The organism is Mucilaginibacter flavidus (assembly GCF_024055575.1).
GTDB classification, from domain to species: domain Bacteria; phylum Bacteroidota; class Bacteroidia; order Sphingobacteriales; family Sphingobacteriaceae; genus Mucilaginibacter; species Mucilaginibacter flavidus.
Genome location: NZ_JAMXOE010000021.1, coordinates 19686 through 34327, shown reverse-complemented (window position 1 = coordinate 34327; position 14642 = coordinate 19686). Strand labels below are relative to the sequence as shown.

The window sequence follows — 14642 nt, the reverse complement described above, 5'->3', positions numbered from 1 at the left end:
CTTTCTGTTCGCATTAAATTGTTGGTGCACGAAAAACGCCTTCTCCTGTAGTAAAATAAGACAATAAGCTTGTTTTTATCCAGTGGGTCCAGCCTGGTGCGCAGTCTTTGTAACACTCTACTTCGGGTGTAAGGCCTTCGTGCGTAAAGTCCACAGTGGTTACACCATCAGTTTCAGTAACATCAAAAATTATTTTAGTGTCGGCCCATTCTTTTTTGTCGGCATACCAGGGCATATTACAATCGGTAATTAGCCAAACAACCCTTTTACCGGGAACCAGTTCTTTTACGGTAAAGTCGAAGAATGAATCTCCGCCCATCTTTACCACAAACTGATCATTTTGTTTTTCGGAACTTCCGCTAAAGGTTATTCCCCACCAGCCGGGTACATTGCTGATCTTTTTTGTCGCCTCGTCCGCACTAATGTTTGCAGAAATACTGCTCTTAAAATCGTTCTTTTCCATCTTGTTTGTTTTTTAAACAAAGATGGGGCCATTGCATCTTCAGGTATTGTACAAATCGGAAGTCAGCTCGTATAGTGTTTGGTGGCGAGTTCGTTCATGCTATTTTGAAGATCGGTTGGGGTTGATCCGGTGAACCGTTTAAATGCCCTGATGAAATGGGACTGGTCGTGATAATGATGGTAAATATGCTCCTTTAGGCGCTGATAATTGGCCCCGGCCGAGAATGCCCCGTAAAATTGTTTGAACCGGACTATTTCCGAAAGGTTTTTTGGCCCGGTGCCAAGGTGTTCCGAAAATTTTGCGTGGAGCCAGCGCGAGCTGTAACCGGTTTCTTTTTCAAGTTGTGCAACGCTCAGAACGCCGGCGGTGCCCGATATCCTATCGATGCAATAATCATAAATCGGGTCGGCCACGGTTTTCTCCAGTTGCTTGATCAGGAAGTTTTGCAGGAGCTGCAATTTCAGCGTTATTGAATTTGCATCAACAAGCCGCGATTGAAGTTCTTCTGCGTATTTACCGATCAGGTCCGGCAATTCAACAATTTGATTTTTAACCTCGGCGTACGATAAATGAAAAAAACGATATGCCCCAAGCGGGTTGAATTCGATGATGATTGTGCCGGTCTGCGCATCTTGCTGGGCGTCAAGCATAACAGGCGAATCGATCAGTCCGGTTAAGCTTAGTTTATTTTCACCCTGGATAAATATTTTGTCGCCGATGCCGGCTACGATACCGTTACGATAAGTAAGCGTTAATTTGAAATTTGCATTTGGGACGATCAGTTTTCTTTCCTCCGCGGGAAGACGGCCGCTGCTTTCAAATACGTGTATTTTTGCAACGTATGGGCTTAGCAGCGGATGCGGCGTGATAGGAATGAATCGGAAATTTGTCATTTACTGCCTCCCGCAAAGTATCAATGATGTTTAAAGATAAGAGTATGAAATTCTTTCTCCAATTTTTATTGCATAACGTACTGTAGTTGCAGGTTTTTCGCTGGTATTAAGCGGGATTTTTTGATCCGCCAAAATAGTTTCTTACAAAAACGTTGTATTCAGGCTTCTGAACTCTTTGGGAGGGACACCATTTTTCTTTTTAAACAAACGCGAAAAATAGAATATCGAGTCAAACCCGGTTTGCCATGCAATTTCGTTGATGGTGAGGTTGGTTGATGTAAGTAACTCTTTTGCTTTATCTAACCGTAAATCAAGCTGGTACTGATTGGGTGACAGACCGGTAACTTGTTTGAAGATTTTCCTGAATTTTGAATAGCCCATCGGCAGTTCTTTTACCATTTCTTCCAGGTTAACGGGTTTTTCTATTGATTCCTGCAGCAGGAACTTGGCTTTTGAAATCAGCTTGCTTTGGTTGTCAGTGGCATAAGCATGGTATTTACAAACCGCGTTTAGCAGGCCCAATATCTGCAGGGTAGTACCGGTAATCATTTGCCGGTAACCCGGTTCGGCTGCTGCAACAGTTTTTATAAGCGTGTGAAACAGTTGCAGCAACTCCTCGTTCATGCCTGCATCAATAAACGGATTATCGGCAGTAAACGTCCCGTTTTTCATCAGTTGGTCGGGGTAACTACCGTTAAAGCCAACCCAATATTCTTCCCAGCCCGATTGAGGGTGTGGTTTATACCGGTGCCAAACGCCGGGAAACAGGAAAAAACAGGTGCCGGCCTTAATTGTGCGGGCCTTGGTTTTTGCTGATTCAAGTACGCCCTCGCCCCGGGTGATAAATACAATATAGTAGCCGTCCAAAATCCTTCCTTTGTCCCAGGTAAAAGAATGGTCCATTGGGTGTTCACGGTTGTTGGGATAGTTTTTGTTAGGAGGCACCCTGGCAGAGCCAACTGTGGTGACAAAAAAGCCCCATTCCTTTTCGGTATTGCCTACATTAATGTATTTGCGATAATTCTGCATTTACGCGTAATTAATTTAAAATGGTTTGTCAAATAGGTTAAAGGTAATTGGCTGCAAATTATAGATGTGCTTCAAAATTTGCGATGATACTGTCAAATATATCAACTCAAATATCAAAAAGTATAAATATTTGCTGTTTTTGTTAAAGTGAAAAGTGGAGCTGGTTGTTTAGGTTTGTTTTAACCAATTATTTATACTAACCCAATATATTTATGAATACTGCGATAACACCGGCACAGGTTGATTTTTACCAGGAAAACGGCTATGTAATTATTGAAGATTTCCTAAACAGCGCCGAACTTGAATTATGGCGCGAAGCGGTTGCAACTGCAGTGGATGAAAGAAACGGACAGAAAATTCCCGGGAGGGCCGGCAAAACAGGGGAGGATGATGGGATCAATAAGGATTCGGAATACCTGGCCAAGGTTTTTGACCAGCTGATAAACTTATGGCAGACTAACGAAAAAGTTAAGGAACTGATGTTTAACCCGGCAATAGGGGAGATGGCGGCTACGCTGGCCCAGGTTGACGGGATAAGAATTTGGCACGACCAGGCCCTGTTTAAAAAGCCATGGGCAAATCCCACATCGTGGCACCTTGATACCCCGTTCTGGTCGTTTTCCGACCGCCGGGCGCTGTCGATATGGGTGGCGCTGGATGATGCTACTTTCGAGAATGGCTGCCTCTTCTTCATCCCCGGTTCGCATAAAGAAACCAGTTTTGAAAACCCGGGTATTGGCAGAAATATGGATTCAATATTTAATTTTTATCCGTCATTTAAAACGTCGCCATCGGTTGCGGCACCAATGAAAGCAGGAAGTTGCTCTTTCCATAACGGCCTCACTATTCACGGCGCCCACGCAAACATGACGCCCGGCTCGCGCAGGGCCATGACGTGCGCTTACATGCCCGATGGCAATACATTTAATGGCATACAAAACATCCTTAGCGACGAGGCCATTGAAAAGTTAAAAGTTGGCGATTTACTGAATAACGATGAGCAAAATCCGCTTATTTACAGCACAGCCACTCCCGGCAGTTAGTAAACGGGTACCGGTGCATAAATCGCCTGTACCTGTTTTTTAACCCCCATTTCAGTTAAATAGTTACAACGCAAACGTTTGTGCGGTCAAATGCTAATGCTTTAATTGGTATGAGCTTAAGTATAGCTTATTTTCGTAATAGTTAGGACCATAAATTGAGTTCAAACCTTAGAACAAATAAGCTCGCCTAAAATTTTTAACATAGGTTTTAAATATTTCTTAAGCATGAAAAAAGTATTTCTGATCATTTCCCTGGTGGTGATAGCTGTGGTAAATTCCTATGCGCAGGTAGGTGCGGTGATAAAGGAGTATAACAAAAGTTTTACCACCTATCCTTTTTCAGACCCTAACCCGATACCGGTAAATACCAATATTTATCCTTATTTCAGGTATGATGGTTTTACCGATAAGCCGGTTCAGAAAGAATGGAAAGTAGTTGAGCTGGAGAATAAGTATCTTAAATTGATGATAACGCCCGAAATAGGGGGTAAAATATGGTCGGCTATCGAAAAATCTACCGGCAAGTCGCTCATATATTACAATCACGTTATCAAATTTCGCGACATAGCGATGCGCGGACCATGGACAAGCGGCGGAATTGAGCCAAACTATGGCATAATTGGACATACGCCAAATACTGTTACTCCCGTGGACTATCTGACCCGTAAAAACGATGATGGTAGCGTAAGCTGCATTATTGAGGTTCTTGATTTACTTACCCGGACGAATTGGACCATGGAAATAAACCTGCCTGCGGATAAGGCTTATTTTACCACCAAATCATTCTGGTATAATTCAAACGTGGTAGCCGAACCATATTATCATTGGATGAACACCGGTATAAAGGTAGATGGAAATTTAGAATACATTTTCCCGGGAACGGGCTTCCTGGGCCACCAGGGAGAGCATGGCGATTGGCCTGTCAATAAGCAAAATGGCAAAAACGTTTCGTGGTATAAAAACAATGATTTCGGGGGCTATAAATCATACCACGTTTTTGGGAAGTACACCGATTTTTTTGGGGCCTACTGGCACGACGACAATTTTGGCATGGCCAGGTATGGTGGTCATGAGGATAAAGCGGGCAAAAAAATATGGATTTGGGGACTGTCACAACAGGGAATGATATGGGAAAAGCTGCTAACCGATAACGACGGACAATATTCCGAGATACAGTCGGGCAGGTTGTTTAACCAAACAGCCGAAAAAAGCACCTTTACCCCCTTTAAACATAAAAGCTTTGTACCCGGCGCCACCGATACATGGACCGAATATTGGTACCCGGTGTTAAACACAAAAGGGTTTGTTGAAGCCAATAACTATGGCGCTTTAAATGTAAGATATGAAAACGGGTGGTTAAAAGTGTATTTCAACCCTGTTCAAAAATTGGACGAAACACTTGAAGTAAAACAAGGTGATAGAGTAGTCTATTCTAAAAAAGTTGAATTAAGGCCACTTAAAACTTTTATCGATTCTGTTAAAATGGATGCAGCACCGGGTAACCTGGTCGTTACGTTAGGCGGTGATAAACTAATTTATAAGTCGGATCCGGACGCATATAATTTGAGCCGCCCGCTTGATATGCCAAAAGATTTTAACTGGAATTCTGCTTATGGTTTATATGTACAGGGACAGGAACTTGCGGATGGAAAGATGTATCCCCAGGCTGAAATTAAGTTAAAGGCGGCCCTTGATAAAGATCCCGATTTTCTGCCTGCACTTGTAAAAATGGCCGAACTGAAGTATCGTAATATGAATTACCAGGAAGCATTGCAACTGGCAAAAAAAGCGCTCAGCATCAATACTTACGATGGTGCCGCCAATTACTATTATGGAGTTGTAAACGCGCAGTTGGGTAACACTATCGATGCAAAGGATGGGTTTGACATTGCCGCTTTATCAACGGATTACCGCAGTGCCGCATGCAACGGCTTAGCCAGGTTGTATCTAAAGGAAAAAAACTGGGATAAGGCAAGCCATTTTGCCGCAAAAGCACTTGATTTTAACCGGTTTGATGTGGCAGCCTTGCAAACCGAGGCGATTGTTTATCGTTATAAAAACAAAAAGACTGATGCAGAAAATGTACTGGATACGATAATGTCGTTCGATCCGCTGAACCATTTCGCACAGTTCGAAAAATATTTACTGCATCCGTCCGAAGAAAGCAAAAACAGGTTTAATTCAATGGTCCGCGACGAACTTCCTGTGGAAACTTACCTGGAACTGGCCATGGGCTATTACAATACCGGATGCTATGACGAATGCGAGAAAGTTTTGCAGATGGCCCCGCAAAATGCTTTGGTTGACTGTTGGCTGGCGTTTTTACAGGATAAACAGGGTAAACCATTTTCGGCGGGTTTAGATAAAGCGAATAACGCATCACCGGCTTTTGTATTTCCTTTCAGATCTGAAGACGAAGCCGTGTTGGTTTGGGCTAAAAATCAAAGTACTAACTGGAAACCCAAATATTACCTCGCGCTTTTATATCGCGACAGGAACCGAATTAAGGAAAGCAGGAAGCTATTTGCCGAATGTGGAAACGAACCGCAATTCGCGCCCTTTTATGCTGCACGCGCCGCTACGGTAACGGGAGCTACCGAACTAACCGACCTCAAGAAGGCGGTAAGCCTTGAGCCTGTGGAATGGCGTTACACCAAGCTACTATGCGAATACTATGTAGCCCATCGGCAAGTTCAGGATGCGTTAAATGTAATTCAACCTTTTTACCGCGGTCACCCGGATAATTATATAATAGGCATACTTAACGCGAAGGTGTTATTGCTGGATAAACGCTATAAAGAATGTGCAGATTTATTGGCTAATATTAACATTCTGCCGTTTGAGGGAGCAACTATTGGTCGCGAATTATACCACCAGGCCCAATTAATGCTGGCAGTTGATAATATGGCTGCCAAAAAATACACTCCAGCGTTAAATTATATTGATGCTGCAAGAAAATGGCCGCAGAATTTAGGGGCCGGTAAACCATATGACGTAAATACAGACGAACGCCTGGAAGATTGGATGACCTATAGCTGTTATCTGCAAACGGGAAAGAGCAAGGAGGCATCGGCGCTTTTGCACAAGATCGTTGATTTTAAACCTGAAATGGAGAACGGTGTTACTAATTTTCTGCCTGGTAACGACCTGGTAACTGCCTGGGCGATAGAAAAACTCAGCGGAAAAAAAGAAGCCGTTAAATGGTTAAATGCCCAGGCTACGCAATACCCTGACAATAAAATAATCGCTTGGTGTAAGGAAGTATTAAAAAATCAACACCCGGCGACGACCAACAGGAATGATGCAGAATTACAAACACTGAAACAATTGGTGCAGGTAAAATAATGCTCATTTGTCGGCGGTAAATTAATGCCCAGTCCTTCGCCAAATTGACTTTAATGGCAATAATTTCAGGTTTCTAATAATCGCGCCTTTGCTATTTTGAATTTGTAATTGCGTAAAGGTTTTGTGCGGAAAAAAGATACCCGTCATTGCAGTTAATCCATTGTCTGCAAACAATTCAACTGATGATACATCAATTACCAATTCAATATTTGATGACGATGTATTGCTGGTTAACCGTGGTGCAAATGCTCTTTTGGCAAATTCCGCATTGAAATCAATTTTCCCTGATTTTGCCCTGTCTATATAATATTGTTTTTTAGTGTTATCGTAGCCGATGATCAATTTCTCCCCCTCATCATTTGAAAGTATTACCGAATAATCATTGATCTTGTTGATATTGAATTTCAGGATGAATTGATCCGGGATACGTTTAGCGCTCTTTCCTGTTAACAGGCTATTATTTATATCTATAGGCGCGCGTTCAATGTTCGCTAACTCTCTCACGGGATTAGATGTTAACAATATTTTACCATCTGCCTGTCTTAGCCCAAGCTCTTTGGGAATGGTCATTGCATTACGCCATTTTTCTGTGGGTACCTGGTTGGCATATTGCCAATTGCTCATCCAGCCTAAAAATATTTTACGACTGCCTGTATTGCTCCATGTAATGCCCGCATATTCATCGGGGCCGTAATCAGCCCAGCGAATGTCATTATCCATTGTGGTAAACTTATTGCCATCAAATTCGCCGATAAAGTATTGTGTAGCCGACCCTCCATTAGGGCCGCCCGGATTAAGGTTTACTATCAATACCCAATAAGTTTTGCCATTTAATTTTAACGGAAACAAATCAGGGCACTCCCATACTCCGCCATGGGCACCAATTTCTTTACCAAACTCACTTTCTTTTTTCCAGTCTTTCAGGTTAGGAGACGAGTAGAATGTGATATGGTCGAGCGTTGCCAAAGTCATCACCCACTTTTTCTCTTTAGCATACCACGTTACTTTTGGGTCGCGGAAGTCCTTAATTCCGGGATTCTTCAAAACCGGGTTGCCGCTGTATTTTGTCCAGGTATTGCCTTCGTCTAAACTATAGGCAAGACTTTCGTTTTGGAAATTATTTTTGCCTTCTTTCTCGCCTTTCGGGTCGTGGTGTGTAAAAATGGCAACTAAAGGAATTTTACCATCCCTGCCGAACCCGCTGGTATTATTGGAATCGACTACTGCGCTGCCCGAAAAGATGTAACCCAAACTATCGGGGTATAGGGCAATTGGCAATTCCTTCCAATGCATCAAATCTTTGCTTATGGCATGCCCCCAATGCATCGGCCCCCAAATAATATCTTTTGGGTAATATTGAAAGAACAAATGGTAGGTGCCTTTATAATATAACATACCATTTGGGTCGTTAGTCCAATGTTCCCTTGGAGAGAAATGCACCTGTGGCCGATGGGCCTCCTGGTAAGGTTTACCAGCCAATGTTTGTGCCTTTGCAAAGTGGCAGATAAAAATACCCGACACTAAAAACAAAACATTACTAATTTTTTTCATGATAATTTTTTACTAAAGTATGGTGATGCTTTGACAATGATTGCAATCTGAATTAAAATGTTTTCCTAAAGAATCATGTTTTAAATTAACGGGCATCCAACCAGTTATGTTTAGTCAGCTGACCGTTATTTTTTAATTTTTGAAAAATGTTTACCCGTGGCAGTGAATGGGTATATATTAACAGAGGCACGCTTGGGTTTTTTGATGCTACAACGGTAAAAAAAATGGTCGCCCGATCAGTAATCTGTTTGTAATTTAGTACGATATTATTCTAATAATTAAAATATAATGCGATATTGTATTATGTTTGCAATTGAATTGAGATGTCTTGATTTCATAACCGCTTAATTTGTGGCGCGCGTTGATATTAATGTTGATTTACCCGATGGTGAAAAGCCGTCTACAGCTGTTATTGGTTCCGGTTTCTCCGGTTTGAGTGCGGCTGCATACCTGGCCAAAGCAGGATGCAGTGTAGATGTCTACGAAAAAAATGATGGAATCGGCGGCCGCGCACGTAAACTGGTTAGCGACGGCTACACTTTCGATATGGGCCCAAGTTGGTACTGGATGCCCGAAGTATTTGAAAATTTCTTCAATGATTTCGGTTGTAAAGCCTCAGACTTTTATGAACTGGTTCAACTTGACCCCGGATTTACCATCGTTTTCGGAAAACAGGATGTACTGAACATACCTGCGGATTACCAGGCCCTAGAGGCCCTTTTTGAATCAATTGAACCCGGAAGTGCAAAGCAATTGGGATTGTTTTTGGAAGAGGCGGCCTATAAATACCATACAGGTATGAAAAAACTCGTTCATAAGCCAGGTCTTTCCCTGATGGAATTCGCCGATTGGGACTTGGTCCGGGGGATATTTAAACTACAGGTATTCACATCGTTCAGCAAACATGTAAGGCGTTTTTTTAAGGATGAGCGGCTGATTACATTGATGGAATTCCCGGTGCTTTTTTTAGGCGCAATGCCCGAAGAAACCCCTGCCCTGTATAGTTTGATGAATTATGCCGGTCTGAAACTTGGAACGTGGTACCCGAAAGGAGGTTTTGGTAAAGTGATTGAAGGCATGCAAAAAGTTTGCGACGCGCAAGGCGTTGTTTTTCACACAGGTTCGGCGGTTACGAGCTTAAATGTAGTTAATGGCCGAATTAACAATGTCAGCACAAGTTCGGGTAATACAAATTACAATGGTGTGATCGCTTCCGCAGATTACCATCACGTAGAAGAAAAACTACTGCAACAATCTTTTAGAAACTATGACGAAAACTATTGGGATAAACGGGTGATGGCGCCATCAAGCCTGATCTTTTACCTGGGCATTACCCGTAAACTTGAGAGATTGGAACATCATACATTGTTTTTCGATGCTGATTTAAAACTGCATGCTGAAGAGATTTATAAGGACGCCAAATGGCCCACAAAACCGCTTTTTTATGTTTGTTGTCCATCAAAGTCCGATGTTACTGTTGCACCTGAAGGACACGAGAATTTATTTATACTCATGCCGTTGGCACCCGGCATTGAAGATAACGATGCACTTAGAGAAAAATATTTCGAACTGATTATGGAGCGTCTGGAGGATTACACCGGGGTGGGTATCAGAGCGGCGCTGGCTTACAAGAAAAGTTACTGTGTTAAGGACTTTAAGGCGGATTACAATTCTTTTAAAGGTAATGCCTATGGTTTAGCAAATACGCTGATGCAAACCGCCCATTTGAAGCCATCTATCAGAAATAAAAAAGTGAAAAACCTCTTTTATGCCGGGCAACTTACGGTTCCGGGACCGGGAGTTCCGCCATCAATAATTTCGGGAAAAGTATCGGCTCAATTGCTTATCAAATATCTGAATCAAAGATGAAAGAAAAGTTTGACACCTTATCAGCTACGTGCAGCAGGGAAACGACACGGCTATACAGTACCAGTTTTTCCCTGGGTATACTGTTTTTCAATAAAGAGGTCCGCCATCCCATACACGCAATCTATGGATTTGTAAGATTAGCCGACGAAATTGTAGATAGTTTTCACGGTTACCCAAAGTCAGCAATGCTTGCCGAGTTAAAAGAGGAATGCTTTATGGCGATTGAACGGGGTATCAGTATTAACCCGGTTATTAATTCGTTTCAACAGGTAGTTAATCAATTCGGTATCGAACATAGCCTGATTACACAATTCCTAAAAAGTATGGAAATGGATCTTGTTGATCAGTCTTATACCCCGACAAAATATGAAGAATATATTATGGGTTCTGCACAGGTTGTAGGGCTGATGTGCCTTCATGTATTCACCAACGGCAACCAGGGGGAATTCGACAAGTTAAAAATACCGGCAATGAAATTAGGTTCAGCTTTCCAAAAGGTAAATTTTCTTCGTGATGTTAGTGCGGATTACCAGGTACTAAACCGTACCTATTTTCCGGATGTGAACCTTTCTGCGTTTTCTGATGAAAATAAAAAAGCTATCGAACTTAACATCCTTTCGGAATTAGATGAAGCCTTAAATGGTATCAGGCAACTACCGCGGTCAAGCCGGAAGGGAGTTTATCTTGCTTATGTCTACTACCGTCAATTATTTCGCAAGATATCCAGAGTTCCTGCCGAAAAGGTTATGTCCGAAAGAATACGGGTTTCTAATGGTCATAAGTTCTGGTTGATGTTCGATTCATTAATAAGATATAAATTGAATGTATTATGAAAGTATTACTGTTGATTTACCTGCTGCAAATGAATACCCAGGCGGTACAAACACTAGATATCGGTACGATCCGAAAACTTTATCATAGTGCGGCAAACGTTAAGCAGGATGCGCTTCACCTTAATCAGTTGATGCTTGGGGTTGATAACACAGCACCCCCGGTACTGGTTTGTTACAAGGGCGCTAATGAGATGATACAAGCAAAGTACGCACTGAATCCCATCGTAAAGCTTACAAAATTCAATAAAGGGAAAGCATTGCTGATAAAAGCAATCGGGCGCGACACACTTAACCTCGAAATGCGTTTCATCCGTTATTCCATCCAAAGCAATCTGCCGGCGTTTTTAAACTACAATGACGAACTGGATGCCGATAAACGTTTCCTGGTTGATAATACCAAAAACAATAGAGACCCGGAATTAAGAGAAATTATCTATAATTATTTAACTACTCAACCGGGCACAAACCGGAAGAATTAAAACTAAAAAAATTGAAGGAAAGCGTAATGTTGGTCAACCCCGTTGGTCAGGGGATTGGCACTATGGATAAAATGGCTGCCCACAGAAAAGGAGCGCTGCATCGTGCATTTTCTGTTTTTGTATTTGATAGTAACGGCCAACTGCTGTTACAACAACGGGCTCTTGATAAGTATCATTCGGCCGGGCTATGGACCAATACCTGTTGCAGCCATCCCCGTTTGGGCGAAATGACACTAAGTGCAGCTCATCGTCGATTAATGGAGGAGATGGGATTTGATTGTGAACTGACGGAAGTGTTCCAGTTCACCTACCGCCATGAATTTGAGAACGGTTTGATTGAGCATGAATATGATCACGTTTTTATTGGAATAAGCAACCAAAAACCTGTGCCCTTATTGAGTGAAGTAGCCGATTTTAGATATATGGATACAGACAGGCTGGTTTTTGAATTGACTGAGCGGCCTGACCAGTATACGCCATGGTTTAAGCTATGCCTCGACAAAGTTTTAGAAAGCTATTATCAATTTAATTAATTTATGAATCTGCTTATTAATATCACTATTGTATTAACTGCATTTACATGTATGGAAGGTGTGGCCTGGCTAACACACAAATACGTAATGCATGGCATTTTTTGGCACTTGCATCGCGACCACCACCTCAAAGAGCACTACGGTTTCCTGGAACGGAATGATCTGTTCTTCCTGATATTTGCATTGCCGGGTATTGCCTGCCTGGCTGTGGGCACACTTTACAATTTGCCTGCTTACACCAGCGTAGGTATAGGCATAACACTCTACGGTGCATGTTACTTTTTTGTGCATGACCTGTTCATTCATCAACGGATAAAAGTGCTTCGCAATTCAGACAACCGGTATTTAAAAGCCATCAGGCGTGCCCACAAAATGCATCATAAACATATCGGAAAATATGACGGAGAGAGTTTTGGTATGTTATGGGTTTCCTGGAAATATTTCCGCAATAATCAAAAAAACAATGCGGCATGAGGTTCACTTATTTGCTTATCGACATTTTTTCGGTAATTGTTCCATTTATATTTTCGTTTCATCCCAGGCTTAGGTTTTATAAGCAATGGCCAGCGCTTTTGCCGGCAATGCTGATAACTGGAATTGTCTTTATAGCCTGGGATATGTATTTCACCCGGCTGAAAATTTGGGGCTTTAACGCCACTTACTTAACAGGTATTAATGTAGGAAACCTGCCCCTCGAAGAGATATTGTTTTTTCTATGTATCCCTTATTCGTGTGGGTTTACCTATGCTTGCTTTAAGTTGATAATAAAAAAAGATATGTCCCGGCGAAGTCAGCTAATCGCTAGTTCATTGTTAATAGTAGCATCGGTTTTTATGGCCCTCAGGTTTTACAATCAGGCTTACACATGCTCTGCGTTCGCCGTATTGGCAGTGTTGATATTTGTTGCGCAATATCTTTTAAAAGCCGGCTGGCTTTCAAAGTTCTATATCACTTATTTGTATTTATTGCTGCCTTTTTTAATTGTAAATGGTTTGCTGACAGGTACCGGTCTCAAAGCTCCTGTAGTTTGGTACAACCCGGAACAAATTGTCAATATTCGCATTTTAAGTATCCCTGTTGAAGATGTGTTTTATGGTATGGATTTGATCCTGCTGAATATCACTATTTACTCCTTACTAAGTGCCCGGATATATCAAAGAAACAAAAGTCGCAGAAAAACCCATGCAATGGCAAAATATTCAATCATTTAAACCCAAGCATAATCTCATGATCAATAACAATACGATAGAAAACTTACTTAAAGCGCAGGAACCATTCAGTTCAGCATTTGATACCCCAATTCGGGATGACGCATTTGAGATGGATGATGAAACAAAAATGGAACTGATTGCCAAACATTTTACCGGTATTATGCAGGTGCTGGGCCTTGACCTGGATGATGACAGTTTGAAAGACACACCTAAAAGGGTTGCAAAAATGTACGTGAAAGAAATATTTAGCGGCCTTAACCCTGCTAACAAACCCGTACCTACACTGTTTAAGAACCAATTTCAGTATAAACAGATGCTGGTGGAAAGAAACATTGCTGTATATAGTAATTGTGAGCATCATTTTGTTCCTATTACAGGTAAAGCGCATGTAGCCTATATCAGTAACGGACAGGTTATCGGCCTTTCTAAGCTCAACAGGATTGTACAGTACTGTTCCCAACGGCCTCAGGTTCAGGAACGGCTTACTATCCAGATAGCTAACATGCTGAAAGAGGCTTTGGGTACAGAAGATGTGGCCGTTATAATAGATGCTCATCATCATTGTGTTTCCAGCAGGGGCATAAGGGACACCGGCAGCACCACGCTGACCGCCGAATACTCCGGGCAATTCCTTAATGCAGAAACAAAAAATGAATTCCTTAAATATATCGGATCATGAATTTTGATGGAAAGAATATTCTCGTAGTAGGGGGGAGTTTCGGCATAGGATTATCAGTGGTGAAATTTCTGCATCAACAACAGGCAAATGTATTTGTCATTTCGAGATCCAGTTCTGAGGATTGGCCGGGTAGCGTTCAATATTTTCAAGCGGATGTTACCGGGAATATTGATGACGTAAAGATGTTTTTACCTGAAAAACTGCACGGGCTGGTTTATTCTGTCGGAAGTATAAACCTGAAACCATTTAGCCGGCTTACCGAAACTGATTTTTTGAACGATTACCGGTTAAATGTTTTGGGCGCAGTACGAATTATTCAACAAGCACTGACGCCACTAAAAAATGCTGGCGGCGCATCTGTAGTATTAATAAGTTCTGTGGCGGCCCGGATGGGGATGCCTTATCATGCCAGCATTGCCGCGGCGAAAGGTGCGGTTGAAGGAATGGCTCTTTCATTGGCTGCCGAATTAGCTGTACAACAAATCCGCGTGAATGTGGTGGCGCCATCATTAACAGATACGCCCTTGGCGCAAAACCTGTTAAACTCGCCAGAAAAAAGGGAAACCTCAGCAAAGCGGCATCCGCTTGGAAAAATAGGGCAAGTGGAAGACAGTAGCCATCTTATCGCTTTTTTACTATCAGAAAACAGCAGCTGGATGACAGGGCAGGTGATAGGAGTAGATGGTGGCATAGGTAAATTGAAAACAAGTTAGC

General features: G+C 42.1%; 14 protein-coding genes. 10 read left to right on the top strand and 4 right to left on the bottom strand.

The annotated features are described in order from the left end of the window. Positions 1-13 precede the first annotated feature (13 nt). The 3 genes from NAF19_RS23595 to NAF19_RS23585 all read right to left on the bottom strand — a co-directional run bounded on the left by NAF19_RS23595 (position 14) and on the right by NAF19_RS23585 (position 2385). Positions 14-463, bottom strand: a complete 450-nt coding sequence (locus NAF19_RS23595) for an SRPBCC family protein (protein WP_252792815.1) — start codon at positions 461-463, stop codon at positions 14-16. A 62-nt stretch (positions 464-525) separates the two neighbouring features. Then, complete coding sequence (locus NAF19_RS23590; RefSeq protein WP_252792814.1) at positions 526-1356, bottom strand: helix-turn-helix domain-containing protein; 831 nt, start codon at positions 1354-1356, stop codon at positions 526-528. 141 nt (positions 1357-1497) lie between these two features. Beyond that, the gene (locus tag NAF19_RS23585) at positions 1498-2385 is read right to left on the bottom strand and encodes an AraC family transcriptional regulator (protein ID WP_252792813.1); all 888 of its coding nucleotides are present in this window, start codon (positions 2383-2385) and stop codon (positions 1498-1500) included. 212 nt (positions 2386-2597) lie between these two features. Between NAF19_RS23585 and NAF19_RS23580 the strand changes: the two genes are divergently transcribed. Further along, positions 2598-3428 carry a phytanoyl-CoA dioxygenase family protein gene (locus NAF19_RS23580; protein ID WP_252792812.1) on the top strand — a complete coding sequence of 277 codons (831 nt, stop codon included), beginning with the start codon at positions 2598-2600 and terminating at the stop codon, positions 3426-3428. A gap of 225 nt (positions 3429-3653) precedes the next feature. Next, positions 3654-6773 carry a DUF5107 domain-containing protein gene (locus NAF19_RS23575; protein ID WP_252792811.1) on the top strand — a complete coding sequence of 1040 codons (3120 nt, stop codon included), beginning with the start codon at positions 3654-3656 and terminating at the stop codon, positions 6771-6773. Between the two features lie 21 nt (positions 6774-6794). On the opposite strand, the gene NAF19_RS23570 is transcribed toward NAF19_RS23575, so the two are convergent. Then, the gene (locus NAF19_RS23570) at positions 6795-8324 is read right to left on the bottom strand and encodes a glycoside hydrolase family 32 protein (protein ID WP_252792810.1); all 1530 of its coding nucleotides are present in this window, start codon (positions 8322-8324) and stop codon (positions 6795-6797) included. 351 nt (positions 8325-8675) lie between these two features. Between NAF19_RS23570 and crtID the strand changes: the two genes are divergently transcribed. From crtID to NAF19_RS23530, 8 genes are read left to right on the top strand one after another with little or no spacing between them, the layout of a single operon-like run. Further along, a complete protein-coding gene (crtID, locus tag NAF19_RS23565) occupies positions 8676-10193 on the top strand; it encodes a bifunctional phytoene desaturase/3,4-desaturase (protein WP_252792809.1) in 1518 nt (505 codons plus the stop codon). Then, entirely contained in the window at positions 10190-11026 is an 837-nt protein-coding gene (locus NAF19_RS23560) for a phytoene/squalene synthase family protein (protein WP_252792808.1), read from the top strand. The genes crtID and NAF19_RS23560 overlap by 4 nt, the downstream gene beginning before the upstream one ends. After that, entirely contained in the window at positions 11023-11505 is a 483-nt protein-coding gene (locus NAF19_RS23555) for a hypothetical protein (protein WP_252792807.1), read from the top strand. Before NAF19_RS23560 ends, NAF19_RS23555 begins: the two co-directional genes overlap by 4 nt. Positions 11506-11516: 11 nt before the next feature. After that, entirely contained in the window at positions 11517-12038 is a 522-nt protein-coding gene (gene idi, locus NAF19_RS23550; RefSeq protein WP_252792806.1) for an isopentenyl-diphosphate Delta-isomerase, read from the top strand. 3 nt (positions 12039-12041) lie between these two features. Further along, positions 12042-12512, top strand: coding sequence for a sterol desaturase family protein (locus NAF19_RS23545; RefSeq protein ID WP_252792805.1), 471 nt, complete (start codon positions 12042-12044; stop codon positions 12510-12512). Continuing rightward, complete coding sequence (locus NAF19_RS23540) at positions 12509-13249, top strand: lycopene cyclase domain-containing protein (RefSeq protein WP_252792804.1); 741 nt, start codon at positions 12509-12511, stop codon at positions 13247-13249. The genes NAF19_RS23545 and NAF19_RS23540 overlap by 4 nt, the downstream gene beginning before the upstream one ends. Before the next feature lie 16 nt (positions 13250-13265). Then, complete coding sequence (gene folE / locus NAF19_RS23535; RefSeq protein ID WP_252792803.1) at positions 13266-13928, top strand: GTP cyclohydrolase I FolE; 663 nt, start codon at positions 13266-13268, stop codon at positions 13926-13928. After that, the gene (locus tag NAF19_RS23530; protein ID WP_252792802.1) at positions 13925-14641 is read left to right on the top strand and encodes an SDR family NAD(P)-dependent oxidoreductase; all 717 of its coding nucleotides are present in this window, start codon (positions 13925-13927) and stop codon (positions 14639-14641) included. Before folE ends, NAF19_RS23530 begins: the two co-directional genes overlap by 4 nt. The last annotated feature ends 1 nt before the right edge of the window (position 14642 follow it).

Excerpts from the sequence above, each read along its gene's own strand:
- NAF19_RS23575 (WP_252792811.1), top strand. The coding sequence starts at position 3,654 with ATGAAAAAAGTATTTCTGATCATTTCCCTGGTGGTGATAGCTGTGGTA.
- NAF19_RS23595 (WP_252792815.1), bottom strand. The coding sequence starts at position 463 with ATGGAAAAGAACGATTTTAAGAGCAGTATTTCTGCAAACATTAGTGCG.
- NAF19_RS23555 (WP_252792807.1), top strand. The coding sequence starts at position 11,023 with ATGAAAGTATTACTGTTGATTTACCTGCTGCAAATGAATACCCAGGCG.
- NAF19_RS23585 (WP_252792813.1), bottom strand. The coding sequence starts at position 2,385 with ATGCAGAATTATCGCAAATACATTAATGTAGGCAATACCGAAAAGGAA.
- NAF19_RS23570 (WP_252792810.1), bottom strand. The coding sequence starts at position 8,324 with ATGAAAAAAATTAGTAATGTTTTGTTTTTAGTGTCGGGTATTTTTATC.
- NAF19_RS23560 (WP_252792808.1), top strand. The coding sequence starts at position 10,190 with ATGAAAGAAAAGTTTGACACCTTATCAGCTACGTGCAGCAGGGAAACG.
- NAF19_RS23545 (WP_252792805.1), top strand. The coding sequence starts at position 12,042 with ATGAATCTGCTTATTAATATCACTATTGTATTAACTGCATTTACATGT.
- NAF19_RS23590 (WP_252792814.1), bottom strand. The coding sequence starts at position 1,356 with ATGACAAATTTCCGATTCATTCCTATCACGCCGCATCCGCTGCTAAGC.
- folE (WP_252792803.1), top strand. The coding sequence starts at position 13,266 with ATGATCAATAACAATACGATAGAAAACTTACTTAAAGCGCAGGAACCA.
- NAF19_RS23530 (WP_252792802.1), top strand. The coding sequence starts at position 13,925 with ATGAATTTTGATGGAAAGAATATTCTCGTAGTAGGGGGGAGTTTCGGC.
- NAF19_RS23540 (WP_252792804.1), top strand. The coding sequence starts at position 12,509 with ATGAGGTTCACTTATTTGCTTATCGACATTTTTTCGGTAATTGTTCCA.
- NAF19_RS23580 (WP_252792812.1), top strand. The coding sequence starts at position 2,598 with ATGAATACTGCGATAACACCGGCACAGGTTGATTTTTACCAGGAAAAC.